This is a genomic window from Sphingomonas sp. SUN019 (assembly GCF_024758705.1).
Lineage (GTDB): Bacteria > Pseudomonadota > Alphaproteobacteria > Sphingomonadales > Sphingomonadaceae > Sphingomonas.
Map to the genome: position 1 here is coordinate 1,857,246 of NZ_CP096971.1, position 21,238 is coordinate 1,878,483.

General features: G+C 66.6%; 20 protein-coding genes. 11 read left to right on the forward strand and 9 right to left on the reverse strand.

The annotated features are described in order from the left end of the window. The first annotated feature begins 3 nt into the window (after positions 1–3). The 4 genes from M0208_RS08965 to M0208_RS08980 all read left to right on the forward strand — a co-directional run bounded on the left by M0208_RS08965 (position 4) and on the right by M0208_RS08980 (position 4,685). Positions 4–2,148 carry a PQQ-dependent dehydrogenase, methanol/ethanol family gene (locus M0208_RS08965; protein WP_258891364.1) on the forward strand — a complete coding sequence of 715 codons (2,145 nt, stop codon included), beginning with the start codon at positions 4–6 and terminating at the stop codon, positions 2,146–2,148. Further along, positions 2,148–3,020, forward strand: coding sequence for an amidohydrolase family protein (locus tag M0208_RS08970; RefSeq protein WP_309546996.1), 873 nt, complete (start codon positions 2,148–2,150; stop codon positions 3,018–3,020). Before M0208_RS08965 ends, M0208_RS08970 begins: the two co-directional genes overlap by 1 nt. Positions 3,021–3,159: 139 nt before the next feature. After that, positions 3,160–3,909 carry an SDR family NAD(P)-dependent oxidoreductase gene (locus M0208_RS08975; RefSeq protein WP_258891365.1) on the forward strand — a complete coding sequence of 250 codons (750 nt, stop codon included), beginning with the start codon at positions 3,160–3,162 and terminating at the stop codon, positions 3,907–3,909. An 11-nt stretch (positions 3,910–3,920) separates the two neighbouring features. Continuing rightward, the gene (locus M0208_RS08980; RefSeq protein WP_258891366.1) at positions 3,921–4,685 is read left to right on the forward strand and encodes a glutathione S-transferase family protein; all 765 of its coding nucleotides are present in this window, start codon (positions 3,921–3,923) and stop codon (positions 4,683–4,685) included. Here M0208_RS08980 and M0208_RS08985 read toward each other — a convergent pair. Continuing rightward, entirely contained in the window at positions 4,682–5,080 is a 399-nt protein-coding gene (locus tag M0208_RS08985) for a VOC family protein (protein ID WP_258891367.1), read from the reverse strand. The genes M0208_RS08980 and M0208_RS08985 overlap by 4 nt on opposite strands. Positions 5,081–5,198: 118 nt before the next feature. Between M0208_RS08985 and M0208_RS08990 the strand changes: the two genes are divergently transcribed. Together M0208_RS08990 and M0208_RS08995 are read left to right on the forward strand one after the other, a co-directional pair. Then, on the forward strand, positions 5,199–6,605 hold the full coding sequence (locus M0208_RS08990) for an aminomethyl transferase family protein (protein ID WP_258891368.1): 1,407 nt from the start codon (positions 5,199–5,201) through the stop codon (positions 6,603–6,605). Between the two features lie 10 nt (positions 6,606–6,615). After that, positions 6,616–7,287 carry an alpha/beta fold hydrolase gene (locus M0208_RS08995; RefSeq protein ID WP_258891369.1) on the forward strand — a complete coding sequence of 224 codons (672 nt, stop codon included), beginning with the start codon at positions 6,616–6,618 and terminating at the stop codon, positions 7,285–7,287. A 123-nt stretch (positions 7,288–7,410) separates the two neighbouring features. Here M0208_RS08995 and M0208_RS09000 read toward each other — a convergent pair whose 3' ends face one another. Together M0208_RS09000 and M0208_RS09005 are read right to left on the reverse strand one after the other, a co-directional pair. Further along, on the reverse strand, positions 7,411–8,295 hold the full coding sequence (locus tag M0208_RS09000; protein WP_258891370.1) for an SDR family NAD(P)-dependent oxidoreductase: 885 nt from the start codon (positions 8,293–8,295) through the stop codon (positions 7,411–7,413). Next, positions 8,292–9,233 carry an SDR family NAD(P)-dependent oxidoreductase gene (locus tag M0208_RS09005; RefSeq protein ID WP_258891371.1) on the reverse strand — a complete coding sequence of 314 codons (942 nt, stop codon included), beginning with the start codon at positions 9,231–9,233 and terminating at the stop codon, positions 8,292–8,294. The genes M0208_RS09000 and M0208_RS09005 overlap by 4 nt, the downstream gene beginning before the upstream one ends. Positions 9,234–9,336: 103 nt before the next feature. Here M0208_RS09005 and M0208_RS09010 point away from each other — a divergent pair, with 103 nt between their 5' ends. After that, positions 9,337–10,158: a helix-turn-helix transcriptional regulator gene (locus tag M0208_RS09010; RefSeq protein ID WP_258891372.1), complete on the forward strand. Its 822-nt coding sequence runs from the start codon at positions 9,337–9,339 to the stop codon at positions 10,156–10,158. Positions 10,159–10,661: 503 nt separating this feature from the next. Here the strand turns inward: M0208_RS09010 and M0208_RS09015 are convergent. Together M0208_RS09015 and M0208_RS09020 are read right to left on the reverse strand one after the other, a co-directional pair. Continuing rightward, entirely contained in the window at positions 10,662–11,525 is an 864-nt protein-coding gene (locus tag M0208_RS09015; protein ID WP_258891373.1) for a CmcJ/NvfI family oxidoreductase, read from the reverse strand. Positions 11,526–11,536: 11 nt separating this feature from the next. Continuing rightward, the gene (locus M0208_RS09020) at positions 11,537–12,205 is read right to left on the reverse strand and encodes a glutathione S-transferase family protein (RefSeq protein WP_258891374.1); all 669 of its coding nucleotides are present in this window, start codon (positions 12,203–12,205) and stop codon (positions 11,537–11,539) included. 156 nt (positions 12,206–12,361) lie between these two features. On the opposite strand from M0208_RS09020, the gene M0208_RS09025 reads away from it, so the two are divergent. From M0208_RS09025 to M0208_RS09035, 3 genes are read left to right on the forward strand one after another with little or no spacing between them, the layout of a single operon-like run. Further along, positions 12,362–13,114, forward strand: a complete 753-nt coding sequence (locus M0208_RS09025; protein WP_258891375.1) for a glutathione S-transferase family protein — start codon at positions 12,362–12,364, stop codon at positions 13,112–13,114. After that, positions 13,111–13,932, forward strand: a complete 822-nt coding sequence (locus tag M0208_RS09030; RefSeq protein WP_258891376.1) for a glutathione S-transferase family protein — start codon at positions 13,111–13,113, stop codon at positions 13,930–13,932. Before M0208_RS09025 ends, M0208_RS09030 begins: the two co-directional genes overlap by 4 nt. A 22-nt stretch (positions 13,933–13,954) precedes the next feature. Continuing rightward, positions 13,955–15,400, forward strand: coding sequence for an aldehyde dehydrogenase family protein (locus M0208_RS09035; RefSeq protein WP_258891377.1), 1,446 nt, complete (start codon positions 13,955–13,957; stop codon positions 15,398–15,400). Positions 15,401–15,447: 47 nt separating this feature from the next. Here the strand turns inward: M0208_RS09035 and M0208_RS09040 are convergent, their stop codons facing one another. After that, positions 15,448–16,056 carry an NAD(P)-dependent oxidoreductase gene (locus M0208_RS09040; protein ID WP_258891378.1) on the reverse strand — a complete coding sequence of 203 codons (609 nt, stop codon included), beginning with the start codon at positions 16,054–16,056 and terminating at the stop codon, positions 15,448–15,450. Between the two features lie 83 nt (positions 16,057–16,139). Between M0208_RS09040 and M0208_RS09045 the strand changes: the two genes are divergently transcribed. Then, complete coding sequence (locus M0208_RS09045) at positions 16,140–17,606, forward strand: carotenoid oxygenase family protein (RefSeq protein WP_258891379.1); 1,467 nt, start codon at positions 16,140–16,142, stop codon at positions 17,604–17,606. Here the strand turns inward: M0208_RS09045 and M0208_RS09050 are convergent. The 3 genes from M0208_RS09050 to M0208_RS09060 are packed head-to-tail and all read right to left on the reverse strand — an operon-like array spanning position 17,536 to position 21,238. Continuing rightward, entirely contained in the window at positions 17,536–18,420 is an 885-nt protein-coding gene (locus M0208_RS09050; protein WP_258891380.1) for an HAD-IIA family hydrolase, read from the reverse strand. The two genes, M0208_RS09045 and M0208_RS09050, sit on opposite strands and share 71 nt — an antisense overlap. Beyond that, positions 18,417–19,883, reverse strand: a complete 1,467-nt coding sequence (locus M0208_RS09055; protein WP_258891381.1) for a biotin carboxyl carrier protein — start codon at positions 19,881–19,883, stop codon at positions 18,417–18,419. The genes M0208_RS09050 and M0208_RS09055 overlap by 4 nt, the downstream gene beginning before the upstream one ends. Beyond that, on the reverse strand, positions 19,883–21,238 hold the full coding sequence (locus M0208_RS09060; protein ID WP_258891382.1) for an acetyl/propionyl/methylcrotonyl-CoA carboxylase subunit alpha: 1,356 nt from the start codon (positions 21,236–21,238) through the stop codon (positions 19,883–19,885). Before M0208_RS09060 ends, M0208_RS09055 begins: the two co-directional genes overlap by 1 nt.

Sequence of the window (21,238 nt, forward strand, 5' to 3'; positions counted from 1 at the left end):
TATATGACGAAGTCGCAAGGTTGGCTGGTCCTGTTGGCGGGGGCCGCGTTCGCGCTGAGCGCGTGCAGTGCGGCGACCGGTTCGGACAGCGCCCCGACAGCGGGCGGGGTAGACGCGGCGCGCATCGCGGCTGCGGCGCCGGGCGAATGGCTGTCGACCGGGCGTACCTATGACGAGCAACGCTTCAGTCCGCTGGAAAAGTTGAACCAGTCCAATGTCGCGGGGCTCGGGCTCGCCTGGTTCGCCGATCTCGACACCGCGCGCGGGCAGGAAGCGACGCCGCTGATGATCGACGGCGTGCTCTATGTCTCGACCGCATGGAGCATGGTGAAGGCGTATGACGCGCGCACGGGCAAACCGCTCTGGTCCTACGACCCGCAGGTGCCGCGCGAGACATTGGTCAAGGCGTGCTGCGATGCGGTCAACCGCGGCGTCGCGGCGTGGGGCGACCGGCTGTTCGTCGGCACGCTCGACGGCCGCCTGATCGCGCTCGATCGCCGGACGGGAAAGCCGGTGTGGAGTGTCGTCACGCTCGACCAGAAGGGCAATGGCACGATCACCGGCGCGCCGCGCGTCATCAACGGCATGGTGATGATCGGCAACGGCGGCGCGGAGTTCGGCGCGCGCGGCTATGTCACCGCATACGATGCCGCGACCGGCAAGCAACGCTGGCGATTCTACACCGTCCCCGCGCAGCCGGGAAAGGAGAACGAACCCGCGTATCTGAAGACCGCGGCGCAGACCTGGGCCGGCGAATGGTGGAAGCAGGGCGGCGGTGGCACGGTGTGGGACGCCATGGCGTATGACCCTGCACTCGACCTGTTGTACATCGGGGTCGGCAACGGCAGTCCGTGGAACCATCTGTACCGCTCGCAGGGCAAGGGCGACAATTTGTACCTTTCGTCGATCGTCGCGATCCACGCGAAGACCGGCGACTATGCCTGGCATTACCAGACGACGCCCGGCGACAGCTGGGACTTCACCGCCACGCAGCACATCATCCTGGCCGATGTGACGATCGACGGGAAACCGCGCAAGGTGCTGATGCAGGCGCCGAAGAACGGATTCTTCTATGTACTCGACCGGACCGACGGGAAGCTGATCTCGGCGAAGAACTTCGTGCCGACGAACTGGGCGACCGACATCGACATGAAGACCGGGCGACCGATCGAGACGCCGGAAGCGCGTTACTACAAGACCGGCAAGCCGTTCATCGGATCGCCCGGTGCGACCGGTGCGCATAGCTGGCACCCGATGGCGTTCGATCCGAAATCGGGGCTGGTGTTCATCCCCGCCAACCTCGCCGCTTTCCCGTACATCCCCGATCCGGCGTGGAAGCCCGCCAAGCTCGGCTTCAACGTCGGCGTCGACATGGGCAAGGCGGCGATGCCCGCGATCCCCGCCGTCCGCAACGGCGCGCTGGCGGCGACGACCGGCGCGCTGATCGCGTGGGATCCGGTCGCGCAGAAGGAGCGTTGGCGCGTGTCCTACAAGGGGCCGTGGAATGGCGGACTGCTGGCGACCGGCGGCGGCGTCGTGTTTCAGGGCAATGCGACGGGCGAATTCGCCGCTTATGCCACGGCCGACGGGCGGAAACTCTGGTCGTTCCCCGCCCAGACCGGCGTGGTCGCCGCGCCGATCAGCTATGAACTGGACGGTGAGCAATATGTCGCGGTGCTGGCGGGCTGGGGCGGCGTGTGGGCGCTCGCGCCGGGCGTACTGATCGACAAGAGCGGCCCGGCGCGCAACATCAGCCGGCTGCTGGTGTTCAAGGTCGGCGGCAAGGCGACACTGCCCCCCGCCCCGCCGCTGGAAAAGCTAACGCTCGATCCACCCGCCTCCACCGCGACGCCGCAGGTGATCGCTGCGGGGGGCGAGCGGTTCGGTCGCTTCTGCGGCGCGTGCCACGGCGACGCCGCGGTCGGCGGCAGCCTGGTCCCCGATCTGCGCCGCAGCGGGGCGCTGAACGACGCGGCGACGTGGCAGCAGATCGTCCACGGCGGGGCGCTGAAGGACAATGGCATGGTCAGTTTCGCGCCGGTGATGAGCGCGGACGCGATCGAGACCGTCCGCCAGTATGTCATCGCGCGCGCGAACGAGGACAAGGCGCTGGAGCAAGGCGGCGGCGCCGTCAGGAAGGCGAAGTAATGCCGATCGATCCCAACAAGGTCGTCGCGATCGACGTCCACGTCCATGCCGAGGTGTCGTGCCACGATCCCGAAGATCCGGTAATGGCGAAATATTTCGACGCTGCATCGGCCTATTTCAAGGCCGACCGGAAACGCCCGACGATCCCCGAGACGATCGACTATTATCGCGAACGCAACATCGCCTTCTGCCTGTTCACGGTCGATGCCGAATGCGGCATGGGAACGAAACGGATCAGCAATTACGAGGTGGCGGACATCGCCGCCGAGCATGACGATATCGTGATCCCGTTCGCGTCGATCGATCCGCACAAGGGCAAATTGGGTGCGCGAGAGGCGCGCGACCTGGTCGAGAATCACGGGGTGAAGGGCTTCAAATTCCATGGCATCGCGCAGAACGCGCATCCCGCCGATCGCATGGCGTATCCGATCTACGAAGTGATCGCGGAATATAAGCTGCCCGCGATCTTCCACACCGGCCATTCGGGGATGGGCACGGGAATGCCGGGCGGCGGCGGGCTGCGGCTGAAATATGGGCAGCCGATGCTGATCGACGATGTCGCGGTCGATTTCCCCGACATGAAGTTCATCCTGGCGCATCCGAGCTGGCCGTGGACCGACGAAAGCCTGTCGATGGCGCTGCACAAGGACAATGTGTACATTGACCTCAGCGGCTGGTCGCCCAAATATTTCCCGAAGCAGGTGATCCAATACGCCAACACGCAACTGAAGCATAAGATGATGTTCGGCAGCGACTGGCCGCTGATCCGCCCCGAAAAATGGATCGACGCGGCGAAAGAAGCGGGCTTTCGCGACGAGGTGCTGCCGCTGATCATGAAGGACAATGCGGTGAAGCTGCTGGGGTTGGGGTGAGCGCGCTTTTCGGCGATCCTCCCCTGCAAGGGGAGGTGGCAGCCCGGAGGGCTGACGGAGGGGTGTCGCCCTATCCGGATACCGGGACACCCCTCCGTATCGCTGCGCGAGCCACCTCCCCTTGCAGGGGAGGATTCAGATGAGCGATTTCACCGGGCATCACATCGTCGTCACCGGCGCGTCGTCGGGGATCGGGCGCGCGACCGCGCTGCTGCTGGCGAGCCGGGGCGCAAAAATGTCGTTGATCGCGCGGCGTGCTGAGACGCTGGCGGCAGTGCGCGAATTGGCGGGCGGCGAAACGTTCGCCGCACCCGCCGACGTATCCGACCGCGCGGCGTTACTCGGCGCGATCGACGCGGCGGAGGCGGCGTTGGGCCCGATCGACGGCCTGTTCGCCAACGCCGGGACGGGCGGCACGTTCGCCGCCTTTACCGAATACGACGATGCGGTGTTCGAAGACGTTCTGCGCACCAACCTGCTCTCCCCGTTCTGGGCGATGAAGCGCGTCTTGCCCGGCATGATCGAACGACGCCGCGGCGCGATTCTGGTTACCGGCAGTCTGGCGAGCGAGCGCGGGATGGCGCGCAATCCGGGCTATGTCGCGTCGAAGCACGGCGTGCTGGGCCTTGCCCGCGCAGCCGCGCTGGAAGTCGCGCCGCACGGTGTTCGCGTCAACTGCATCGTGCCCGGCTTTGTAGAAACCGAGATGCTCGCGAACATCCCCTACGAAGCCCGCGCGACGATGGCGGCGCGGGTGCCGCAACGCCGTACCGGCAGCGCGGAGGAAGTCGCGGAGGTCGCGGCCTTCATGTTGTCCGACGCCGCCGCGCACGTCACCGGCCAGTCCTGGGCGGTCGATGGCGGCATCCTGAATACGCTGACCGTCTGAAGGGCTGCGCCATGACGCTGAAATACTATCACGCCGAACCGCTCGCCAATTCGCTGAAGTCGATGGCGCCGCTGTTCGAAAAGGGGCTGGCGTTCGAGAGCGTGTACGTGAACCTGCACAAGTTCGAACAGCACGAACCGTGGTTCGTCGCGATCAATCCCGAGGGACAGGTGCCCGTGCTGGACCACGACGGCGCGATCATCACGCAGACGACCGTCATCAACGAATATCTCGAAGACGCCTTTCCCGACACGCCGCCGCTGCGACCCGCCACGCCGGAGGGCAAGGCGCGGATGCGATATTGGAACAAGTTCGTCGACGAACACGTGATGAACCACGTGTCGATGCATGGCTGGCACCGAATGGTCGGCGTCATCGCGCGAGGGATCGAAAGCGGCGCGTTCGAGGAGATCATGGCGCGCATTCCGTTGCCCGATCAGCGCGCGAAGTGGAAGGCGGCGCGATCGGGCTTTTCCGACGAGCAACTGGCGCACGCGACCGGGAAGATCGACTATGCGCTGGACAAGGTCGAGGCGCAGCTTTCGCGAACGTCTTGGCTGGCGGGTGACGACTACACGCTAGCCGACATCAATTTCTATGCGCATTGCGGGATGATGGTGGAGCGGATGTTCCCCGACCTGAACGTCGCCGCGCGTTTTCCGCGGCTAATCGACTGGCGCGACCGCGTGACCGCACGGCCCGCGATGCAGCAGGCGCTCGCGATGCCGGACCACACCGAACCGGGGCTGCGGACGTGGTCGGGCGAGGTGCGTTAACCGCCAAAGAAATTCAGTTCCAGCAGCACGCCGTCGGGATCGGTGACGAAGATCTGCCGCAGGCCCGCGGCGGCCACATCGTTCAGCCGGTGGTCGAGCCCCATCGCCGCGATCCGCGCGAGCACATCGCCGTGCCCGGCGCAGCGGAACGCGACGTGGTGCAGCGCGCCGGTCGGCCCCGCGGCCATGTCGCGGTCGAACAGCCGCGGCGCATCCAGGCCGTTCAGGTGCAGCACCGCGCGTCCGCCCGAATCATGCATCCACCGCGCGGTGGCGTGCGTCAGCGGCGGCGGGGCGGCACGTTCTTCCAGCGCCAGCAGGTCGCGATAGAAGGCCTCCGCACGATCGAGATCGCGTGTCACGATGTTGATATGGTCCAGCGATTCCACCGTCATGTACGGCTCTCCCGTCGATCGCAAAATCGTTTGCGTAGCATACAGATTATCCTAAGATGCGGCCACAGGAATCGTCGCTCGCCGGACAATGCCGGGACGCGCTCACGCAGGAGAGGATATGATGGCGGACAATCTCGAATCGGTGCTGAACGCGGCGGGCAATCCCGTCAAGATGCTGCGCAACTCGCAACTGGGCGCCTATGTCTATCCGGTGGTCGCGCCGGAATTCCACAACTGGCGCAGCGAACAATGGGCGTGGCAGCATAGCGCGGTCCTGTTCGACCAATCGCATCACATGGTCGACCTGTTCATCCGCGGCAAGGATGCGCTGAAGCTGATCAGCGACACCGCGATCAATTCGATGAAGGGCTTCACCGTCAACAAGGCGAAGCAGTATGTTCCGACGACGCCCTACGGCCACGTCATCGGCGACGGCATCCTGTTCTATCTGGCGGAGGAAGAATTCGTCTATGTCGGCCGCGCGCCCGCCGCGAACTGGCTGATGTATCACGCCGAAACAGGCGGTTACGACGTTGAGATCGTCAAGGACGACCGCAGCCCGTCGCGCCCGATGGGCAAGCCGGTGAAGCGCATCAACTGGCGGTTCCAGATCCAGGGGCCGAACGCCTGGGCGATCATTGAGAAGCTGAACGGCGGTCCGGTCGAGCAGCTGAAGTTCTTCAACATGGCCGAGATGAATATCGCCGGCCGGAAGGTCCGCACGCTGCGTCACGGGATGTCGGGCGCGCCAGGCCTGGAAATCTGGGGGCCCTATGACGAGCAGGAGGAAATCCGCGCCGCGATCCTGGAGGCGGGCAAGGAGTTCGGCATCGTGCCATGCGGCAGCCGCGCGTATCCGTCGAACACGCTGGAGAGCGGCTGGATCCCCTCCCCGCTCCCCGCGATCTACACCGGCGACAAGCTGAAAGCGTACCGGGAGTGGCTGGGTGCCGACAGCTATGAGGCGACGGGATCGATCGGCGGCAGCTTCGTCTCGGAGAATATCGAGGATTACTACCTCAACCCATGGGAGCTGGGCTACGGTCCGTTCGTCAAGTTCGACCATGATTTCCACGGCCGCGAGGTGCTGGAAAAGGTCGATGCCGCGGCGCAACGCAAGAAGGTGACGCTCGCCTGGAACCCGGAGGACATGGCCAAGATCATGGCGTCGCTGTTCGATCCCGATGGCGACCAGTACAAGTTCTTCGACGTGCCGCTCGCGAACTATGCGTCGTCGAACTACGACGCGGTGAAGGATGCGTCGGGCCGGACGCTCGGCGTGTCGATGTTCACCGGCTACAGCTACAACGAAAAGCAGGCGCTGAGTCTCGCCACGATCGACCCGTCGGTCGAGGTCGGGACCGAAGTGCGCGTGGTCTGGGGCGAACCCGATGGCGGCACGAAGAAGACCACGGTCGAGCCGCACAAGCAGATCGAGGTCCGCGCGATCGTCAGCCCGGTCCCCTATTCGCGCGTCGCGCGCGAGACGTATCAGGAGGGGTGGCGCACGACCCAGCCCGCGTGAGGCGGGGTCGATGACCAACTATGTGCTCGTCCACGGCGCGTGGGGCACGGCACGGATCTACGATCGGCTGGCGGGCGAATTGCGCGACGCGGGGCATCGCGTCGTCGCCGTCGCGCTGACCGGCCTCGGCGAGCGCGCCGGCGAACTGTCCCCCACGATCGACCTGTCGCGCCACGTCTCCGACGTGGTGCAACAGGTCGAGGCGGCGGGGATCGATCGCTTCGTGCTGGCCGGACATAGCTACGGCGGGATGATCGTGACTGGCGTGGCGACGCGGCTGGGCGCACGGATCGACGCGTTGGTCTATATCGACGCTTTCCTGCCAGCCGATGGCCAATCCTTGTGGGACATCACCGGCGAGTATGAGCATCGGCACTACATCAACGCACAGCGCGACACGCCGGGGCTGGTCGGGCCATTACCGGGGGTCACCGGCGTGGGCGTCGGCCATCACCCGCTGCTGACGCTGATCGAGCCGGTGCGCTTCACCGGCGAGGAAGCGAAGGTCGGGCGGCGCGTCTACATCTTTGCCGAAAGCTGGCAGCCGACGCCGTTTGCGGGATTCCACGCCAGCGTCGCGGCGGACCCGGCGTGGGAGGTCCACCGTTCCGATGCGACACATGATGTGATGGGCGATCAGCCCGAGCAGTTGCTTGCGGTGATGCTGGCGCTGGCCGACTAATCCTCCCCTGCAAGGGGAGGTGGCAGGCCGCAGGCCTGACGGAGGGGTGTCACCCTCTCGATGGCGCGACACCCCTCCGGCGCTGCGCGCCACCTCCCCTTGCAGGGGAGGATTGAATTGCCGTCACCCCTCGACCTTCTTCCCGCCTGGCACGCCGTGCGCGGCGCGGGCTTCGTACTCCGGATCGTCCTCCGGGTTCGCCAGCGCGCCCATGACGCGCGCGTGGATGTCTTCCAGCGTGCCGCGGAATTCGGGATAGGGCAGGATGTAGAGCTGATCCGCCTCGACGCCCGCGAGCACGTAATTCGCCAGCGTTTCGGGTTCCATCCCGACCGAGATGACGCGTTTCAGATGCGCGAACATCTCGGGGTCGGCGCCGTAATAGCCAGTATTCTGCTGATGCGCCGGGCGGGTCAGGACGGCTTCGTGGATGTTGGTGTTGACCGCGCCGGGGCACAGCATCGACACGCCGATCCCGTGTTCCTCCAAGTCGAGCGCGAGGCATTCGGTGAGGCCGCGGATCGCCATCTTCGACGTGCAGTAGATGCCAGTGCCCTTCAGCGCGACGAACGCCGACATCGACGCGGTATTGACGATATGCCCGCCGTTGCCGCGCGCGATTATCCGCGGCACGAAGGTCTGGATGCCGTTGATGACGCCTTTCAGATTGACGTCCAGCTGCCAGTCCCAATCGTCGTAGGTGGCGTTCTGCAGCGGTCCGAAGATCGAGACGCCGGCGGTGTTGAACAGCAATTCGACCGGACCGAGCCGCGCCTCCACCGCATCCGCCGCGGCGGCGTAAGCGGCGCGATCGGTGATATCCAGTTTGACCGGCATCACCTCGAAATCGGTCGCGTCGAAATATTCCATCGCCTCGTCGAGGTGATCTTGCCGGATGTCGGCGATCGCGACCTTGCACCCGGCCGCGGCGAATACCTTCGCCTGCCCCAGCGCCACGCCCGATCCGCCGCCGGTGATGAAGGCGGTGCGCCCTGCGACGCGGGTCATGCCGCGGTCTCTGCGGGGCTGGTATGTCGCGCGAGTTGATCGTCGAACGCCTGGTTGCCGAGCAGGAAGCCGATCGCCTCGGCGCGTTCGTGGTTGATCGGCTCGTCAGGCATCGAGGCGAGGATCGCGTCGAAGCGCGTGCGCATGCCGGCGGCAAATTCGGGGTGCGTCAGGATGTACAGGTCGTTGGCGCGGATGCCCGCCAGCACGCGTTCGCCGACCTCGTCCGCCGACATCCACAGCGGCGAATTGGGGCGCTTCTCCAGCTGCGCCTCGCGCTCGGCGTAACCGCTGTCCTGCTTATATTCATCCGGCCGGAGTTCGCCCGACATCGCGATGTTCGATTGCACCGGGCCGGGCAGGAACGCCGAGACGCCGATGTTCTCCGCCGCCAGTTCGCCGCGGATCGATTCCATCAGGCCCAGCACCGCCGCCTTGGCCGCGGTATAAGTCGCGGTGAAGGGGATCGGGATCAGCGCCGATTGCGACGAGGTGGTGACGATCTGCCCGCCCTCGCCATGCGCCTTGATCCGCGGCAGGATCGTGACGAGGCCGTTGATGACGCCGCCGAAATTGACCCCCATCGCCCAGTCCCAATCGTCGTATTTGGTATCGAGGATCGGCCCCATCACGCCGACCCCGGCATTGCCGATCAGCAGATGGATCTTCCCGAACCGCGCCTCCGCCGCATCCGCCGCGCGCGCGAAGCCTGCACGGTCGGTCACGTCGAGCAGCACGGTTTCGACCTGCGCGTCGGCGCCCAGCGACGCCTTCGCCTCGGCCAGTGCGCTGTCGCGAATGTCGGCGATCACGACGTTCGCGCCCGCCTTCACCAGCGCGCGCGCGATGCCGAGGCCAATGCCGTTCGCACCGCCGGTGACGAACGCGGTCCTGCCGCGCACGTCGGCCATCGGGGTCTTATTTGGCTCGTTGGCCATTTCTTTCCTCTCCGTATTTCGTCTTGTCGATCGGGAGTCGCAGAACGCGCGCGACCGGACTAGACCGGTCGCTGTGCCATCATTGGGAGTAACGGGATAAGCCATGGCGCATCGTGAGGAATTGTCGCGTTTCCTGAAATCGGCGCGCGCGCGGCTGTCGCCGACGGACGTCGGATTGCCCGCGGGGGAGCGGCGGCGCACGCAGGGGCTGCGCCGCGAGGAGGTCGCCGCGCTCGCCGGGATGAGCGTCACCTGGTACACCTGGTTCGAGCAGGGCCGCGAAGTGCAGCTATCGGTGCCGATGATCGAGCGGCTGGGCCGCACGCTGCGGCTCGACGCGAACGAGCGCGAGTTCCTGTTCGCGCTGGCGCAGCACCGTCCCCCGCCGCTGGAAACGCAGATCGACGAGGACATTCGCCCCGCGACGCAACACATGATGGACAGCCTGTCGATCCCGGCGCTGATCATCGTCGAGGACTGGACGGTGATCGGCTGGAACCCGCTGGTAACGCGCGCCTTTCGCGATTACGCGCCGCTGCCGCGCAACCAGCGCAACCTGTTCAAGATCCTCATGCTGAGCGACCGGTATCGCAGCGACCCCGATCATTTTCGCGAGATGGGCCACCGTTTGGTCGCGCGCTTCAAATGGGATTACAGCCGCACGTCGAAGCCCGAGATATTCGACGCGATCATCGCCGAGATGATGGAGCAATCCGACCTGTTCCGCGAATGCTGGCAGGAATCGACCATCCTGCCCTATTCCGAACACGTCAACATCGCGCTGATGCCCGGCGTCGGCGACATCAGTTTCTGGCATTCGTCCTATGCGGTGGAAGGCGCGCCGGGCCAGCGGCTGATCCTGTTCGCCCCGCTGGACGAGGCGAGCGCGGCGCGGCTGACGAAGCTGGCCGCGGACACGCGGTGAAATGACGGAAGGTTAGGCTAAGGTTAGGCCAAGAGGGCATTTCGGCGTGGGCCGAAAGTCACGATAAGTCGCACTTACGCGTCCGAGCCGAGCGAATGGGGTTGTGTGCGAATGTTGCGAATGTTGAGACGCTGGCGTCGTTTTTCGTGAATGTTGAGACCAGCGGTTTGCGCGCTGATGACGGAAAAAATCGACGAAGTGAAAGAGCGTTCGATAGTTCGCGAGCCTTAGCAGATCAGCATCGTGTAGGAAAACGCGATGGCGGCTTCCGCCGCGAGCGGAGGCGTCTCATCCTCCCCCGCCAGGGGGAGGTGGCGCCGAAGGCGACGGAGGGGGAGGTCGGCAGAGCACTTTGATTGTGTCCTGTCGCACCATCGTTTCTCTGCGCAGATTTTTCCGTCTCAGCGCCGCGGCGTGGCCCCTTCCAAGCGCATCGCTTACCTCCCCCTCCGTCACGCTTCGCGTGCCACCTCCCCCTGGCGGGGGAGGATTGCGGACGGGCGTCACGCGCTGAAATACGCGATCGCCCGGAATTCGTAGCTTTCGCGCGTCACCGCATCGGGGCGGGTCGTGTCGTGGAAGGCGGTGTGCGGGGCGCGCCACGCGCGCGAATGGTCGCTGTCGTGGAATTTGATGAAGATCACCTCGTCCGCAGTCATGTCGGGGAAATACCACCAGCGGTGCGCGGGGTTGTGGTGGAAGATCGTCGCGGCGGTCATCTCCTCTTCGCCCGCGATCGGCGCGAACAGGGCGTCGCCGGTCGGGATTTCGTCGACGTCGACCTTCACGTTGGCGACCGCATCCTCGTCCCCGACGCTGCCGAATTCGCATAAAGCAAGCGGCCAGTCCTGCGGCGGGGCCGAGAACGTGCGCCAGAGGCTGAACGCGATGAAGCGTGTGTAGCCCGGTCCTTCGGGCGCAGCCTTGTCGTACAGCGCGCGGGCGATTTTATGCGCGGTTTTCGTGTTGAAGTCGACGTGCGCCTCGGCCGCTGGCGGCTGGATTCCCGACCCCGAGATGATCGGCGAGCGGAGTTGCCCGCCCATCGGCACGACCAGGTCGCAACCGGTCAGCGTGCGCGCGATGGCGGCGACTTCATCGGGGTAAGCCTTGACCGCTTCGGCATCGCGGAAGTCGGGGATCGCGCTCGGCTGGGGTGACAGGCAGAAACCGTGTTCGTCGAGCGTGAACGGCGCGGGGGCGAGCCGCGCGTTGCGGATCGTGACGGGGTAAGACTGGTAGGTGCCGGTGTTCACCTCCCGCCCCGGCGCCCAGAAGCGGCGGTTGATCTTCGAATCGGGCGTCAGATAGTCGATCGTCGTTTCGATCGCTGCGCCCGCGTGGGCACGTTCCTGTACCGTCGCCATCGGCCCTCTCCCTACGCCAGAATGTTCTTGCCCTGCGTCACGGTCTTCTCCGCCATTTCCTGCGGAGCGGGCGGGGTCGGGACCAGCAGCCCGCGCTGCACCGCGGGGCGCGCGGCGATCGCGTCGAACCAGCGTTGCAGATGCGGCAGGCCGTCGATCGGCACCTGCGCCCAGTCATGCCCGCGCACCCACGGGAAGCAGGCGATGTCGGCGATCGAGTAATCGCCCGCGAGCCACTCGTTGCCGGCCAGCCGCGCGTCCATCACCTCGAACAGACGGCGGCTTTCGCGCACGTAGCGGTCGATCACCGCGGGCAGTTTCTCGTCGAAATAGCGGTTGAAGACCGTCGCCTGTCCCATCATCGGGCCGAGCGCGGACATCTGCCACATCAGCCACTGGATCACGCGGCTGCGGTCGGCCACGTCGGCGGGCAGGAAGCGTCCGAATTTCTCGGCGAGATAGATCAGGATCGCGCCCGATTCGAAGATCGCGAAATCGTCGGCGTCATGGTCGATCAGCGTGGGGATGCGGCCGTTGGGATTGAGCGCGACGTACCAATCCTCTTTCTGCACGCGGTCGGTCAGCGAGATCGGCGTGACCTTGTACGGAACGCCCAATTCCTCGAGCAGGATCGCGACTTTCCAGCCGTTCGGGGTTTCCGACGTCAGCAGCTCGAGCATTTGCCTCTCCTTCTTGCACACCGGTGAAGCATCGCGCGCGGCGGCGGACAAGCGCACGCGCCATGCTGTCATTGCGGGTGATAGTATCGCCAGACGACTTGCGGCGGTGCTGCGCGAGCGTCACTTCATCCAGCCAAACGGAGAGGAAATGCGCGGATGTTGACCCTGTACAGCTTCGGCCCGGCGGCCAATTCGCTGAAGCCGTTGCTCGCGCTCTATGAAAAGGGGCTCGCGTTCACTCCGCGCTTCATCGACCCGCGCAAGTTCGAGCATCACGAGGCCTGGTTCAAGGCGATCAATCCGCGCGGACAGGTGCCGGCGCTGGACCATGACGGACACATCATCACCGAATCGACCGTGATCTGCGAGTATCTGGAGGACGCCTTTCCCGATGCGCCGCGGCTGCGCCCGGCCGACCCGGTGGCGATCGCGGAGATGCGGGTGTGGACCAAATGGGTCGACGAATATTTCTGCTGGTGCGTGTCGACGATCGGCTGGGAACGGATGATCGGGCCGATGGCGCGCGCTTATTCGGATGCGGAATTCGAGGAAAAGGTCCGGCAGATCCCCGTCGTCGAGCAGCAGGTGAAATGGCGGAGTGCCCGCGCCGGATTCCCGCAGGCGACGCTGGACGAGGAAATGCGCAAGGTGCGCTTCTCGGTCGACCGGCTGGAGGCGCGGCTGGCGAAGAGCGAATGGCTGGCGGGGGCGGACTATACGCTGGCCGACGTGTGCAACTTTGCGATCGCCAACGGGATGCAGCACGGGTTCGCCGAGGTGGTGAACACTGACGCGACGCCGCATCTGGTGGCGTGGATCGAGCGCATCAACGCGCGCTCCGCAGCGCAGGCGATGTTCGCAAAGTCGAAGAGCGAGATGCCCGCGCGCGAACCGGCGCCAGCCGCATGAGCTGGGATCAGGAACCATCCGGCGGGCGCTTGCGGATGTATCACATTCCGGGCTGCCCGTTTTCCGAACGCGTCGAATTGCTGCTCGACCTGAAGGGGCTGGGCGACGCGATGGCGGACCACGAGATCGACATCTCGAAACCGCGTCCCGACTGGCTGCTGAAGAAGACCCGCGGGACGACCGCGCTGCCCGCGCTGGAGCTGGAAAATGGCGAGACGCTGAAAGAGAGCATGGTGCTCCTGCGCTATTTCGAGGATCGCTTTCCCGAAGTTCGCGTGGCGCGCGCCGATCCTTACGAGCACGCGGTCGAGGCGCTGTTATGCGCCACCGACGGCGCGTTCACGGGGGCGGGATACCGCATGATCCTCAATCGCGACGCGGCGAAACGCGACGAGCTGCGCGCGGAGGTCGATGCGCAATATGCGCGGCTCGACGATTTCCTGCGGCACTATGCGCCTGATGGCGATTTCCTGTTCGAAGATTTCGGCTGGGCCGAGGTCGCGTTCGCGCCGATGTTCAAGCGGCTCGCGTTCCTGGAATATTACGAGGATTACGAGGTGCCGCAGCATCTGACTCGCCTGCTGCGCTGGCGCGAGGCATGCGTGTCGCATCCAGTGGTGCAGCGCCACCACGGGCACCGTGAGCTAATGACGCTGTATTACGATTATTCGCAGGGCGGCGGGAACGGGAAGATCCCGGAGGGGCGCAGCGTGTCCACCTTCACGCTCGACCCGGCGTGGGACACGCGCCCGATGCCGCCGCGCGACAAATGGGGCGCCCCCGCCACCGACCGCGAACTGGGACTGATCACCGCCTGACGCATTTCCAAAGGAACACGCCATGAAGAACTATCCGCAGCATTACATCGACGGCCGATGGGTCGACAGCAAGGGCGGGCGCGCGCACCAGGTGGTCAATCCTGCGACCGAGGGCGTGGCGTCGGAGATCACGCTGGGCACCGCGGCCGACGTCGACGACGCCGTGGTCGCCGCGCGTCGCGCTTTCGAGACGTTTTCGCAGACGACGAAGGCGGAGCGGATCGCGCTGCTCGGCCGCGTGATGGAGGAATATGGTAAACGCGTACCCGACATCGCGGAGGCGATCGCGACCGAAATGGGCTGCCCGATCTCGATCGCAAAGACCGCGCAGGCGGGGTCGGGGATGGGGCATCTCGGCAATGCGCTGAAGGCGCTGCAGGACTATGAGTTTCGCGAGAAGATCGGCGACAACACCGTGGTCCGCGAACCGATCGGCGTCGTCGCGCTGATCACGCCGTGGAACTGGCCGATGAACCAGATCGTCGCGAAGGTCGGTCCGGCGCTGGCCGCAGGCTGCACGATGATCCTGAAACCGAGCGAGGAAGCGCCGACATCGGCGGCGATCTTCGCCGAGGTGATGGACGCGGCGGGTGTTCCCGCGGGCGTGTTCAACCTGGTGCAGGGCGACGGCGAAGGGGTCGGCACCGCGCTGGCGAAGCATCCCGATATCGACATGGTCAGCTTCACCGGATCGACCCGTGCGGGGATCATGGTCGCGAAGAACGCCGCCGACACGGTGAAGCGCGTCGCGCAGGAACTGGGCGGGAAATCGCCCAACATCATTCTGGAAGGCGCACCGCTCGATCAGGCGCTGCCCGGCGGGGTCGGCGGCGTGTTGCTCAATTCGGGGCAGAGCTGCGTCGCGCCGACGCGGATGCTGGTCCACACGTCGCAGCATGACGAGGCGGCGGAGAAGGTCGCGGCGATGTTCGGCGCGAAAGCGGTCGGCGAGCCGCTGGCGGAGGGCGACCACATCGGCCCGGTCGTCAACGAAAGCCAGTGGAAGCGCATCCAGGGCCTGATCCAGACCGGCATCGACGAAGGCGCGACCTTGGTCGCGGGCGGGACCGGGCGGCCCGAGGGCAAGGACAGCGGCTTCTACGTGAAGCCGACCGTCTTCGCGAACGTCACCCCCGACATGACGATCGCGAAGGAGGAAATCTTCGGCCCGGTGCTGGTCATCATGCCGTACCGGGACGACGACGATGCGGTGCGCATCGCCAACGACACGCCGTACGGCCTGGGCGCGTATATCGCGGGCGATCCGGCGCGGGCGAAGAAGATCGTCCCCCGCATCCGCGCGGGCGCGGTGTTCGTCAACGCGGGCGGGCTCGCCTTCGACATGCCGTTCGGCGGCTACAAGCAATCGGGCAACGGGCGCGAGTTCGGCAAGTTCGGGCTGGAGGAGTTCCTGGAGGTGAAATCGGTCATCGGCGCTCTGCCCGAGGACGAACCGGTCGCCGCGTAAGCCGCGGTGCGTCGGCGCGGCCCCGGGGGGAGCCGCGCCGTTTGCGTTCAGTAACCGACCGTGAAGCGCGTGCGCGAATGGCGTGGCGTCTCGATCTCGTCGAGCAGCGCGATCGCATAATCCTCATAACTGATATGGCTCTGCCCGTCGGCGGCGGTCAGCAGCATATCCTTGCCGAGCCGGAAAGTGCCGGTCCGTTCGCCCGGGCCGAACATCATCGACGGCGAGATATAGGTCCAGTCGAGGTCGCTTTCGCTGCGCAGCATATCCAGCGCGGCGCGCGCGGGCGTCGCCTCGGGCTTGATGAAATCGGGGAATTCGGGCTGGTCGAGCAACATCTTGCCCGGCGCGATTTCCAGCGACGCCGCGCCGCCGACGACCAGCAATCGCGGGACACCCGACCGTCGCACGCCATCCAGCGCACGCGCGAAATCGGTGTTGCCGAACCGCACCGACAGGACGGCCACGTCGTTGCCGGTCAGCGCCGCGGCGGTCGCGTCCGGATCGGCGAGATCGGCCGCCTTCCATGTCACGTCCGCGGGGGAATCGGTCGGTGCGGTACGCGCGATCGCGATGACCTGATGCCTGCGGGAGAGCGCCTCCGCGACGATCCTCTGCCCGACGTTGCCGCTTGCTCCGATGACCGCGATGCGCATGGCTTTTCTCTCCATTTCGTTTGCTCTACATACGATATCGTCGCCGACGCCCAACGCAAGGCGATGATGTCAGGAGAGCGACGATGCGCGGATTTCCGCAGACGATCCATTTCACCGGGCTCAATCAGCCGGTGCGGATGGAGGCGTCGATCCGCAACCTGCCCGTCATCGGCGACATCCCGGCCGAGATCGCGGGCGCGTTCTTTCGCGCGGTGCCCGATCCGGCGCACGTGCCGATGCACGAGGACGATGTGGTCCTGTCGGGCGACGGCATGGTGTCGCGGTTCCTGTTCGAGGACGGGCAGGTCGATTACGATATCCGCTACGTGGAAACCGAACGCTACGTGCTGGAGCGCGACGCGCGGCGCGCCTTGTTCGGGCGCTATCGCAATCCGTTCACCGACGATCCGACGGTCGCCGGGCGCGACCGGACCGTCGCCAACACCACGCCGGTGTGGCACGCCGGGCGCCTGTTCATGACCAAGGAGGATGGTCGCGCGTACGAGGTCGATCCCGCGACGCTCGACACGATCGGACGTTGGGATTTCTACGGCGCGCTCAGATCGGAGACCTTCACTGCGCATCCGCGGGTCGATCCCGCGACGGGCGAGATGTTCTTCTTCGGCTACGAGGCGGGCGGACTGTGCACGCGCGACATCGCTTACGGCATCGCCGACGCCGGCGGCAACCTGGTGTCCGAACAATGGTTCGAGGCGCCCTATTGCGCGAGCGTCCACGATTTCGCGATCACCGAGACACGCGCGATCTTCCCGATCTTTCCGACCACCGCGAACATCGACCGGCTGAAGGCGGGCGGCGCGCATTGGGCGCACCAGCAGGATCTGGAAAGCTGGGTCGGCGTCATGCCGCGCTATGGCAAAGTGGACGAGATGCGCTGGTTCCGCGGACCGAAGGGCGTCTCCGCGTTTCATTTGGTCAACGCGTACGACGAGGGCGACCGGGTTCATCTCGACCTGTGCCTGACCGACACCAACGCCTTCGCCTTCATGCGCGAAGCGGGCGGGATTCATCGCCAGCCGTGGGAGATCGAGGGCGCATTGACGCGCTGGACATTCGACCTGACCAGCAACGACGACGGCTTCGTCGAGCGCCCGATCGGTCCGCCGGGCGATCTGCCGCGGGTGCGCGACGTGGATCAGGGACGGCCGTATCCGTTCGCATTCTATTGCAGCATGAACCCGGCGGGCGGGCCGCCGTTGCCCGGCGGGCCGGTCGGCGCGGCGTTCAATGCGTTGATCCGGATCGAGCCCGACAGCGGCCGCGTCGCGATGATGACGCTGGGGCCGGACATGGCGGTGAGCGAGCCGGTGCATATCGCGTCCGCGCGTGATGGGCACGACGGCTGGCTGCTGGCGGTGGTCGACCGGCGCACCGCGGACGAAAAGTTCGAATCCGAGCTGTGGGTGATCGACGCGGGCGACGTCGCCGCAGGCGCAGTCGCGCGCGTGCCGGTGCCGGTCAGGCTGCGTCCGCAGGTCCACGGCGCGTGGGTGTCGGCGGCGCAACTGGCGGCGCGCGCCGGGCGGTAGCGCCACCCTCGAACAGAAGCGTGGCGAGGTCGGCCACGCCCGCGATCACCGCGGTGGGACGCTCTGCGTCCGGCACCGCCGCCCATTCCGCTGCGCTGGTCGTGCCGGTCGTGACGCCGATCCCGATCGCGCCGCCGGTGCGCGCCATGATCGTCTCGACCTTCGGGTCGTCGCCGACCACCGCGACACGGTCCACCGGAACGCCGAGCTTCCCCGCGACGAAGCGCAGCGCGGCTTGTGACGGTTTTCCGGTGACTTCGGGTTCGACGCCCGTGACGCGCGCGACCGCACCGCCGATCGCGCAGCTATAGCCGAACGCGCGGCCCGATTTGCTGGCGAAGAACGGCACGTCCGATGCGCTGTAGAGCGCCGCGCCGTCCAGGACCGCGGCGCAGGCGGCGTGGATATCGGCCATCGCGCAGTCGGGATGCCACGCGATATAGACCGCGTCCGCTCGCGCGTCGCCGGGCGCGCAGGTCGAAATCCCCTCTCCCTCCAGCGCATCGCGGACCCCTTCGGTGCCCAGCACCATGACGCGGCGAAGCCCGCGCCCCGCGAACAGCCCGGCGGCGACGCTGTTCGGCGTGAACAGGCGATCGTCGGGGATCGGCAGCCCCAGCGCGCGGAGCCGCGGTCCCTGTTGCGACGCCGGATACGCACTGCCGTTGGTCAGCGCGACGAACGGCATCCCGCGTCGATCCAGATCGTGTAGCAGGTCGACCGCGCCGGGCAGCACCTGATATCCGCCAAGCGCGCGGTCGCTGAGGATCAGCGTCCCGTCGAGATCGAACATCACGCCGTCCGCGGCGATCATGCGTCCGTTTCCAGTTCCAGCCGGAAGCCGGGTTTTTCCACCGTGACGCGGGTCAGGTCGGTGCGGGCGAGCAATTGCTCGACCAGCGCCATCACCGGCCGCACCGCGGGATCATAGTCACGCGGCGCCGGACCCGCCGCCTGCACCGCATCGACCATCGCCCCCGGCATCGTCGCGCGCAGCAGAAATTCCTCATCCGATAGCTGCGCGCCGACCCGTCGCCGCAGGTCGGCCAGCGGAGCCATTTCGGGTTCCGACTGCAATTCGCGCGCGCGCGGCGACGACAGGATGCGGTCCATCACGTATGCCGCGATCGGACGGTTGGGGCGGCCGAAGCGGCCGAGCGCATAGCGCACGATCTCGTCCGGGATCGTGGCGTAGCGTTCGGCCCCGGTCACGTTCATCACCGCCTGCGTCTGCAGCATCTGCGCGAACGGCGTCATCACGATCGGCCAGCCGAGTTCCTCGCGCACGCGGCCGAGTTCCTCGATCACCGCGCCCTCCAGATGCGGCACGCGGTGGTCGGCCAGGTGCCGCCGCATCGTTCCGACCATTCCGCCGGGCAATTGATGCCGCACATAGCCCGCGTCATAGGCCATCGGCGCACCGGTCGGCAGCCCGTCCGCCGCGGCCAGATCGGCGAAGTATCGCCCGACCTGCGCCAACGCGTCGTCGTCGACGTCGACTTTGTGGCCCTGTTCGCGCAGGTTGCGTACGGTCCGCTCGATCGGCGGATTGGAGGTTCCGTCGGCCGCCCCGCCGCTGGCGCACTGCAACGCCGCCACGCCCAGCGCAGCGCCCGCCAGATAGGTGCGATCGCCGAGGCCGATGGTGTTGTGCGCGTGGAGTTCGAGCGGCTTGCCGCCGATTTCGGCCAGGATCGCGGGGATCAGCGTCCGCGCGCGTTCGGGGGTCAGCAACCCGCCCGGATCCTTGATGTACAGCGCGTCGATGTCGGGGCACGCGGCCATCGTCCGCGCGGCGTCGGCGTAATGCGCGTCGTCGTGGATCGGGCTGAGCGTGAAGACGAGCGCGCCGATGACCTGCTCTCCCCCGCCCTGCTTCACCAGCCGCGCCGCCGCTGCGTTGGCGACGGCGTCGTTGGTCGGATCGGCCAGCGCAAAGCGGCGAATGCCGTTTCGGGTCAGCGTGGCGAAGGCCAGCGCCATGAATTCGGGGCTCGCGGTCTCCCATGAGATGAAGCGGAAGCCGGTCGACAGGAATTGCAGCGGGGTCGTCTGGCAGGCCGCGGCCATCAGCCGGATACGTTCCCACGGATCCTGCTGCTTGTAGCGCACCGCGACGCCCATATGGGTCGAGGTGGTGAAGTCGATCGCAGCATAACCGACGCGCTCCATCACGGGCGCGATCGACAATGTCCGCGCGGTATCGACGCCCAGCGCACCCCACAGGCATTGGTTGCCGTCGCGCAGGCTTGTCTCGACCAGGCGGATCGCGGCCATCAGGCAGCGATCCTTTGGTCGAGAAAGCGCGCGAGGAACCCGGTGTCGACGCCGCCGCGCGCGAAGTCGGCGTCGGCGAGGATCGCGGTCTGGAAGGCGAGGTTGGTGGCGATGCCCTCGATCCGTGTGTTCGCCAGCGCGGCGCGGAGCCGGGCCAGCGCCTCGGCGCGGTCGGCGCCGTGAGCGATGACCTTTGCGATCATCGAATCGTAGAAGGGCGGGATGCGCGCGCCGTCGATGATATGGGTGTCGACGCGGATGCCCTCGCCGGTCGGCCAGCGCACCGTTGAAACCGTGCCCGGCGAAGGCGCGAAGTCGCGCGCCGGGTCTTCGGCGTTGATGCGGCATTCGATCGCCGCGCCAGCGCACGACACGTCCTCCTGTGCGAACCGCAGCCCCCGCCCTTCAGCGATCGCGATCTGTTCGGCGATCAGATCAATCCCCGTCACCGCCTCGGTCACCGGATGCTCGACCTGGATGCGCGCGTTCATTTCGAGGAAGTAGAAGGCGTCGCGCGGGACGTCGTAGAGGAATTCGACCGTTCCCGCCCCACGGTATGACAGCCGCGCGGCGAACCGCACCGCCGCGGCGTGCAGCGCGTCGCGCGTCACTGCGGGCAAATGCGGCGCGGGGGTTTCCTCGATCAGTTTCTGGTAGCGGCGCTGGACCGAACAGTCGCGTTCGCCGAGGTGGATCACGCCCCCCGCGCCGTCGCCCAGCACCTGCACCTCGATATGCCGCCCGGTCGCGACATAATGTTCGAGATAGACCCGCGCGTCGCCGAACGCGGCCCCCGCTTCGGCGCTGGCCATGTCCATCGTCGCGGCGAGATCGCGCGCGTCTTCGACCAGCTTCATCCCGCGCCCGCCACCGCCGCCCGCCGCCTTGACCAGGATCGGCACGCCGATCGCCGCGGCCAGCGCACGCGCTTCGTCGGGCGTGCCGGCCGCGCCGCCGGGGATTACGGGCACGCCCGCCTCCTCGGCCGCGGCGCGCGCGCGCAACTTGTCGCCGACCGCCTCGATCTGCTCGGCGGTCGGTCCGACGAAGATCACGCCCTCCGCCTCACACAGTCGCGCAAGGTCGGCGCGTTCGGACAGGAAGCCATAGCCGGGGTGAATCGCGTCGCACCCCGAGCCGAGCGCGGCCTGCACGATCGTCTCGACCCGCAGGTAACTGAGCGCAGGTTGCGCGGGGCCGATGCACAGGACGCGATCGGCCAGATGCGCGCCGAGCGATCCGCGATCGGCCTCCGACACGCCGAGTACGGTTTCGATCCCGAGCGCGCGGCAGGTGCGGATGATGCGCACCGCGATCTCGCCGCGGTTGGCGATGAACAGGCGGCGGATCGCCAC

Coding starts and splice junctions, on each gene's coding strand:
- M0208_RS09020 (WP_258891374.1), bottom strand. CDS start 12,205: ATGCTCGAGCTGCTGACGTCGGAAACCCCGAACGGCTGGAAAGTCGCG.
- M0208_RS09010 (WP_258891372.1), top strand. CDS start 9,337: ATGGCGCATCGTGAGGAATTGTCGCGTTTCCTGAAATCGGCGCGCGCG.
- M0208_RS09000 (WP_258891370.1), bottom strand. CDS start 8,295: ATGACCCGCGTCGCAGGGCGCACCGCCTTCATCACCGGCGGCGGATCG.
- M0208_RS09035 (WP_258891377.1), top strand. CDS start 13,955: ATGAAGAACTATCCGCAGCATTACATCGACGGCCGATGGGTCGACAGC.
- M0208_RS09030 (WP_258891376.1), top strand. CDS start 13,111: ATGAGCTGGGATCAGGAACCATCCGGCGGGCGCTTGCGGATGTATCAC.
- M0208_RS08975 (WP_258891365.1), top strand. CDS start 3,160: ATGAGCGATTTCACCGGGCATCACATCGTCGTCACCGGCGCGTCGTCG.
- M0208_RS09055 (WP_258891381.1), bottom strand. CDS start 19,883: ATGGCCGCGATCCGCCTGGTCGAGACAAGCCTGCGCGACGGCAACCAA.
- M0208_RS09040 (WP_258891378.1), bottom strand. CDS start 16,056: ATGCGCATCGCGGTCATCGGAGCAAGCGGCAACGTCGGGCAGAGGATC.
- M0208_RS09025 (WP_258891375.1), top strand. CDS start 12,362: ATGTTGACCCTGTACAGCTTCGGCCCGGCGGCCAATTCGCTGAAGCCG.
- M0208_RS09005 (WP_258891371.1), bottom strand. CDS start 9,233: ATGGCCAACGAGCCAAATAAGACCCCGATGGCCGACGTGCGCGGCAGG.
- M0208_RS08985 (WP_258891367.1), bottom strand. CDS start 5,080: ATGACGGTGGAATCGCTGGACCATATCAACATCGTGACACGCGATCTC.
- M0208_RS08980 (WP_258891366.1), top strand. CDS start 3,921: ATGACGCTGAAATACTATCACGCCGAACCGCTCGCCAATTCGCTGAAG.
- M0208_RS09050 (WP_258891380.1), bottom strand. CDS start 18,420: ATGATCGCCGCGGACGGCGTGATGTTCGATCTCGACGGGACGCTGATC.
- M0208_RS09015 (WP_258891373.1), bottom strand. CDS start 11,525: ATGGCGACGGTACAGGAACGTGCCCACGCGGGCGCAGCGATCGAAACG.
- M0208_RS08995 (WP_258891369.1), top strand. CDS start 6,616: ATGACCAACTATGTGCTCGTCCACGGCGCGTGGGGCACGGCACGGATC.
- M0208_RS08965 (WP_258891364.1), top strand. CDS start 4: ATGACGAAGTCGCAAGGTTGGCTGGTCCTGTTGGCGGGGGCCGCGTTC.
- M0208_RS08970 (WP_309546996.1), top strand. CDS start 2,148: ATGCCGATCGATCCCAACAAGGTCGTCGCGATCGACGTCCACGTCCAT.
- M0208_RS08990 (WP_258891368.1), top strand. CDS start 5,199: ATGATGGCGGACAATCTCGAATCGGTGCTGAACGCGGCGGGCAATCCC.
- M0208_RS09045 (WP_258891379.1), top strand. CDS start 16,140: ATGCGCGGATTTCCGCAGACGATCCATTTCACCGGGCTCAATCAGCCG.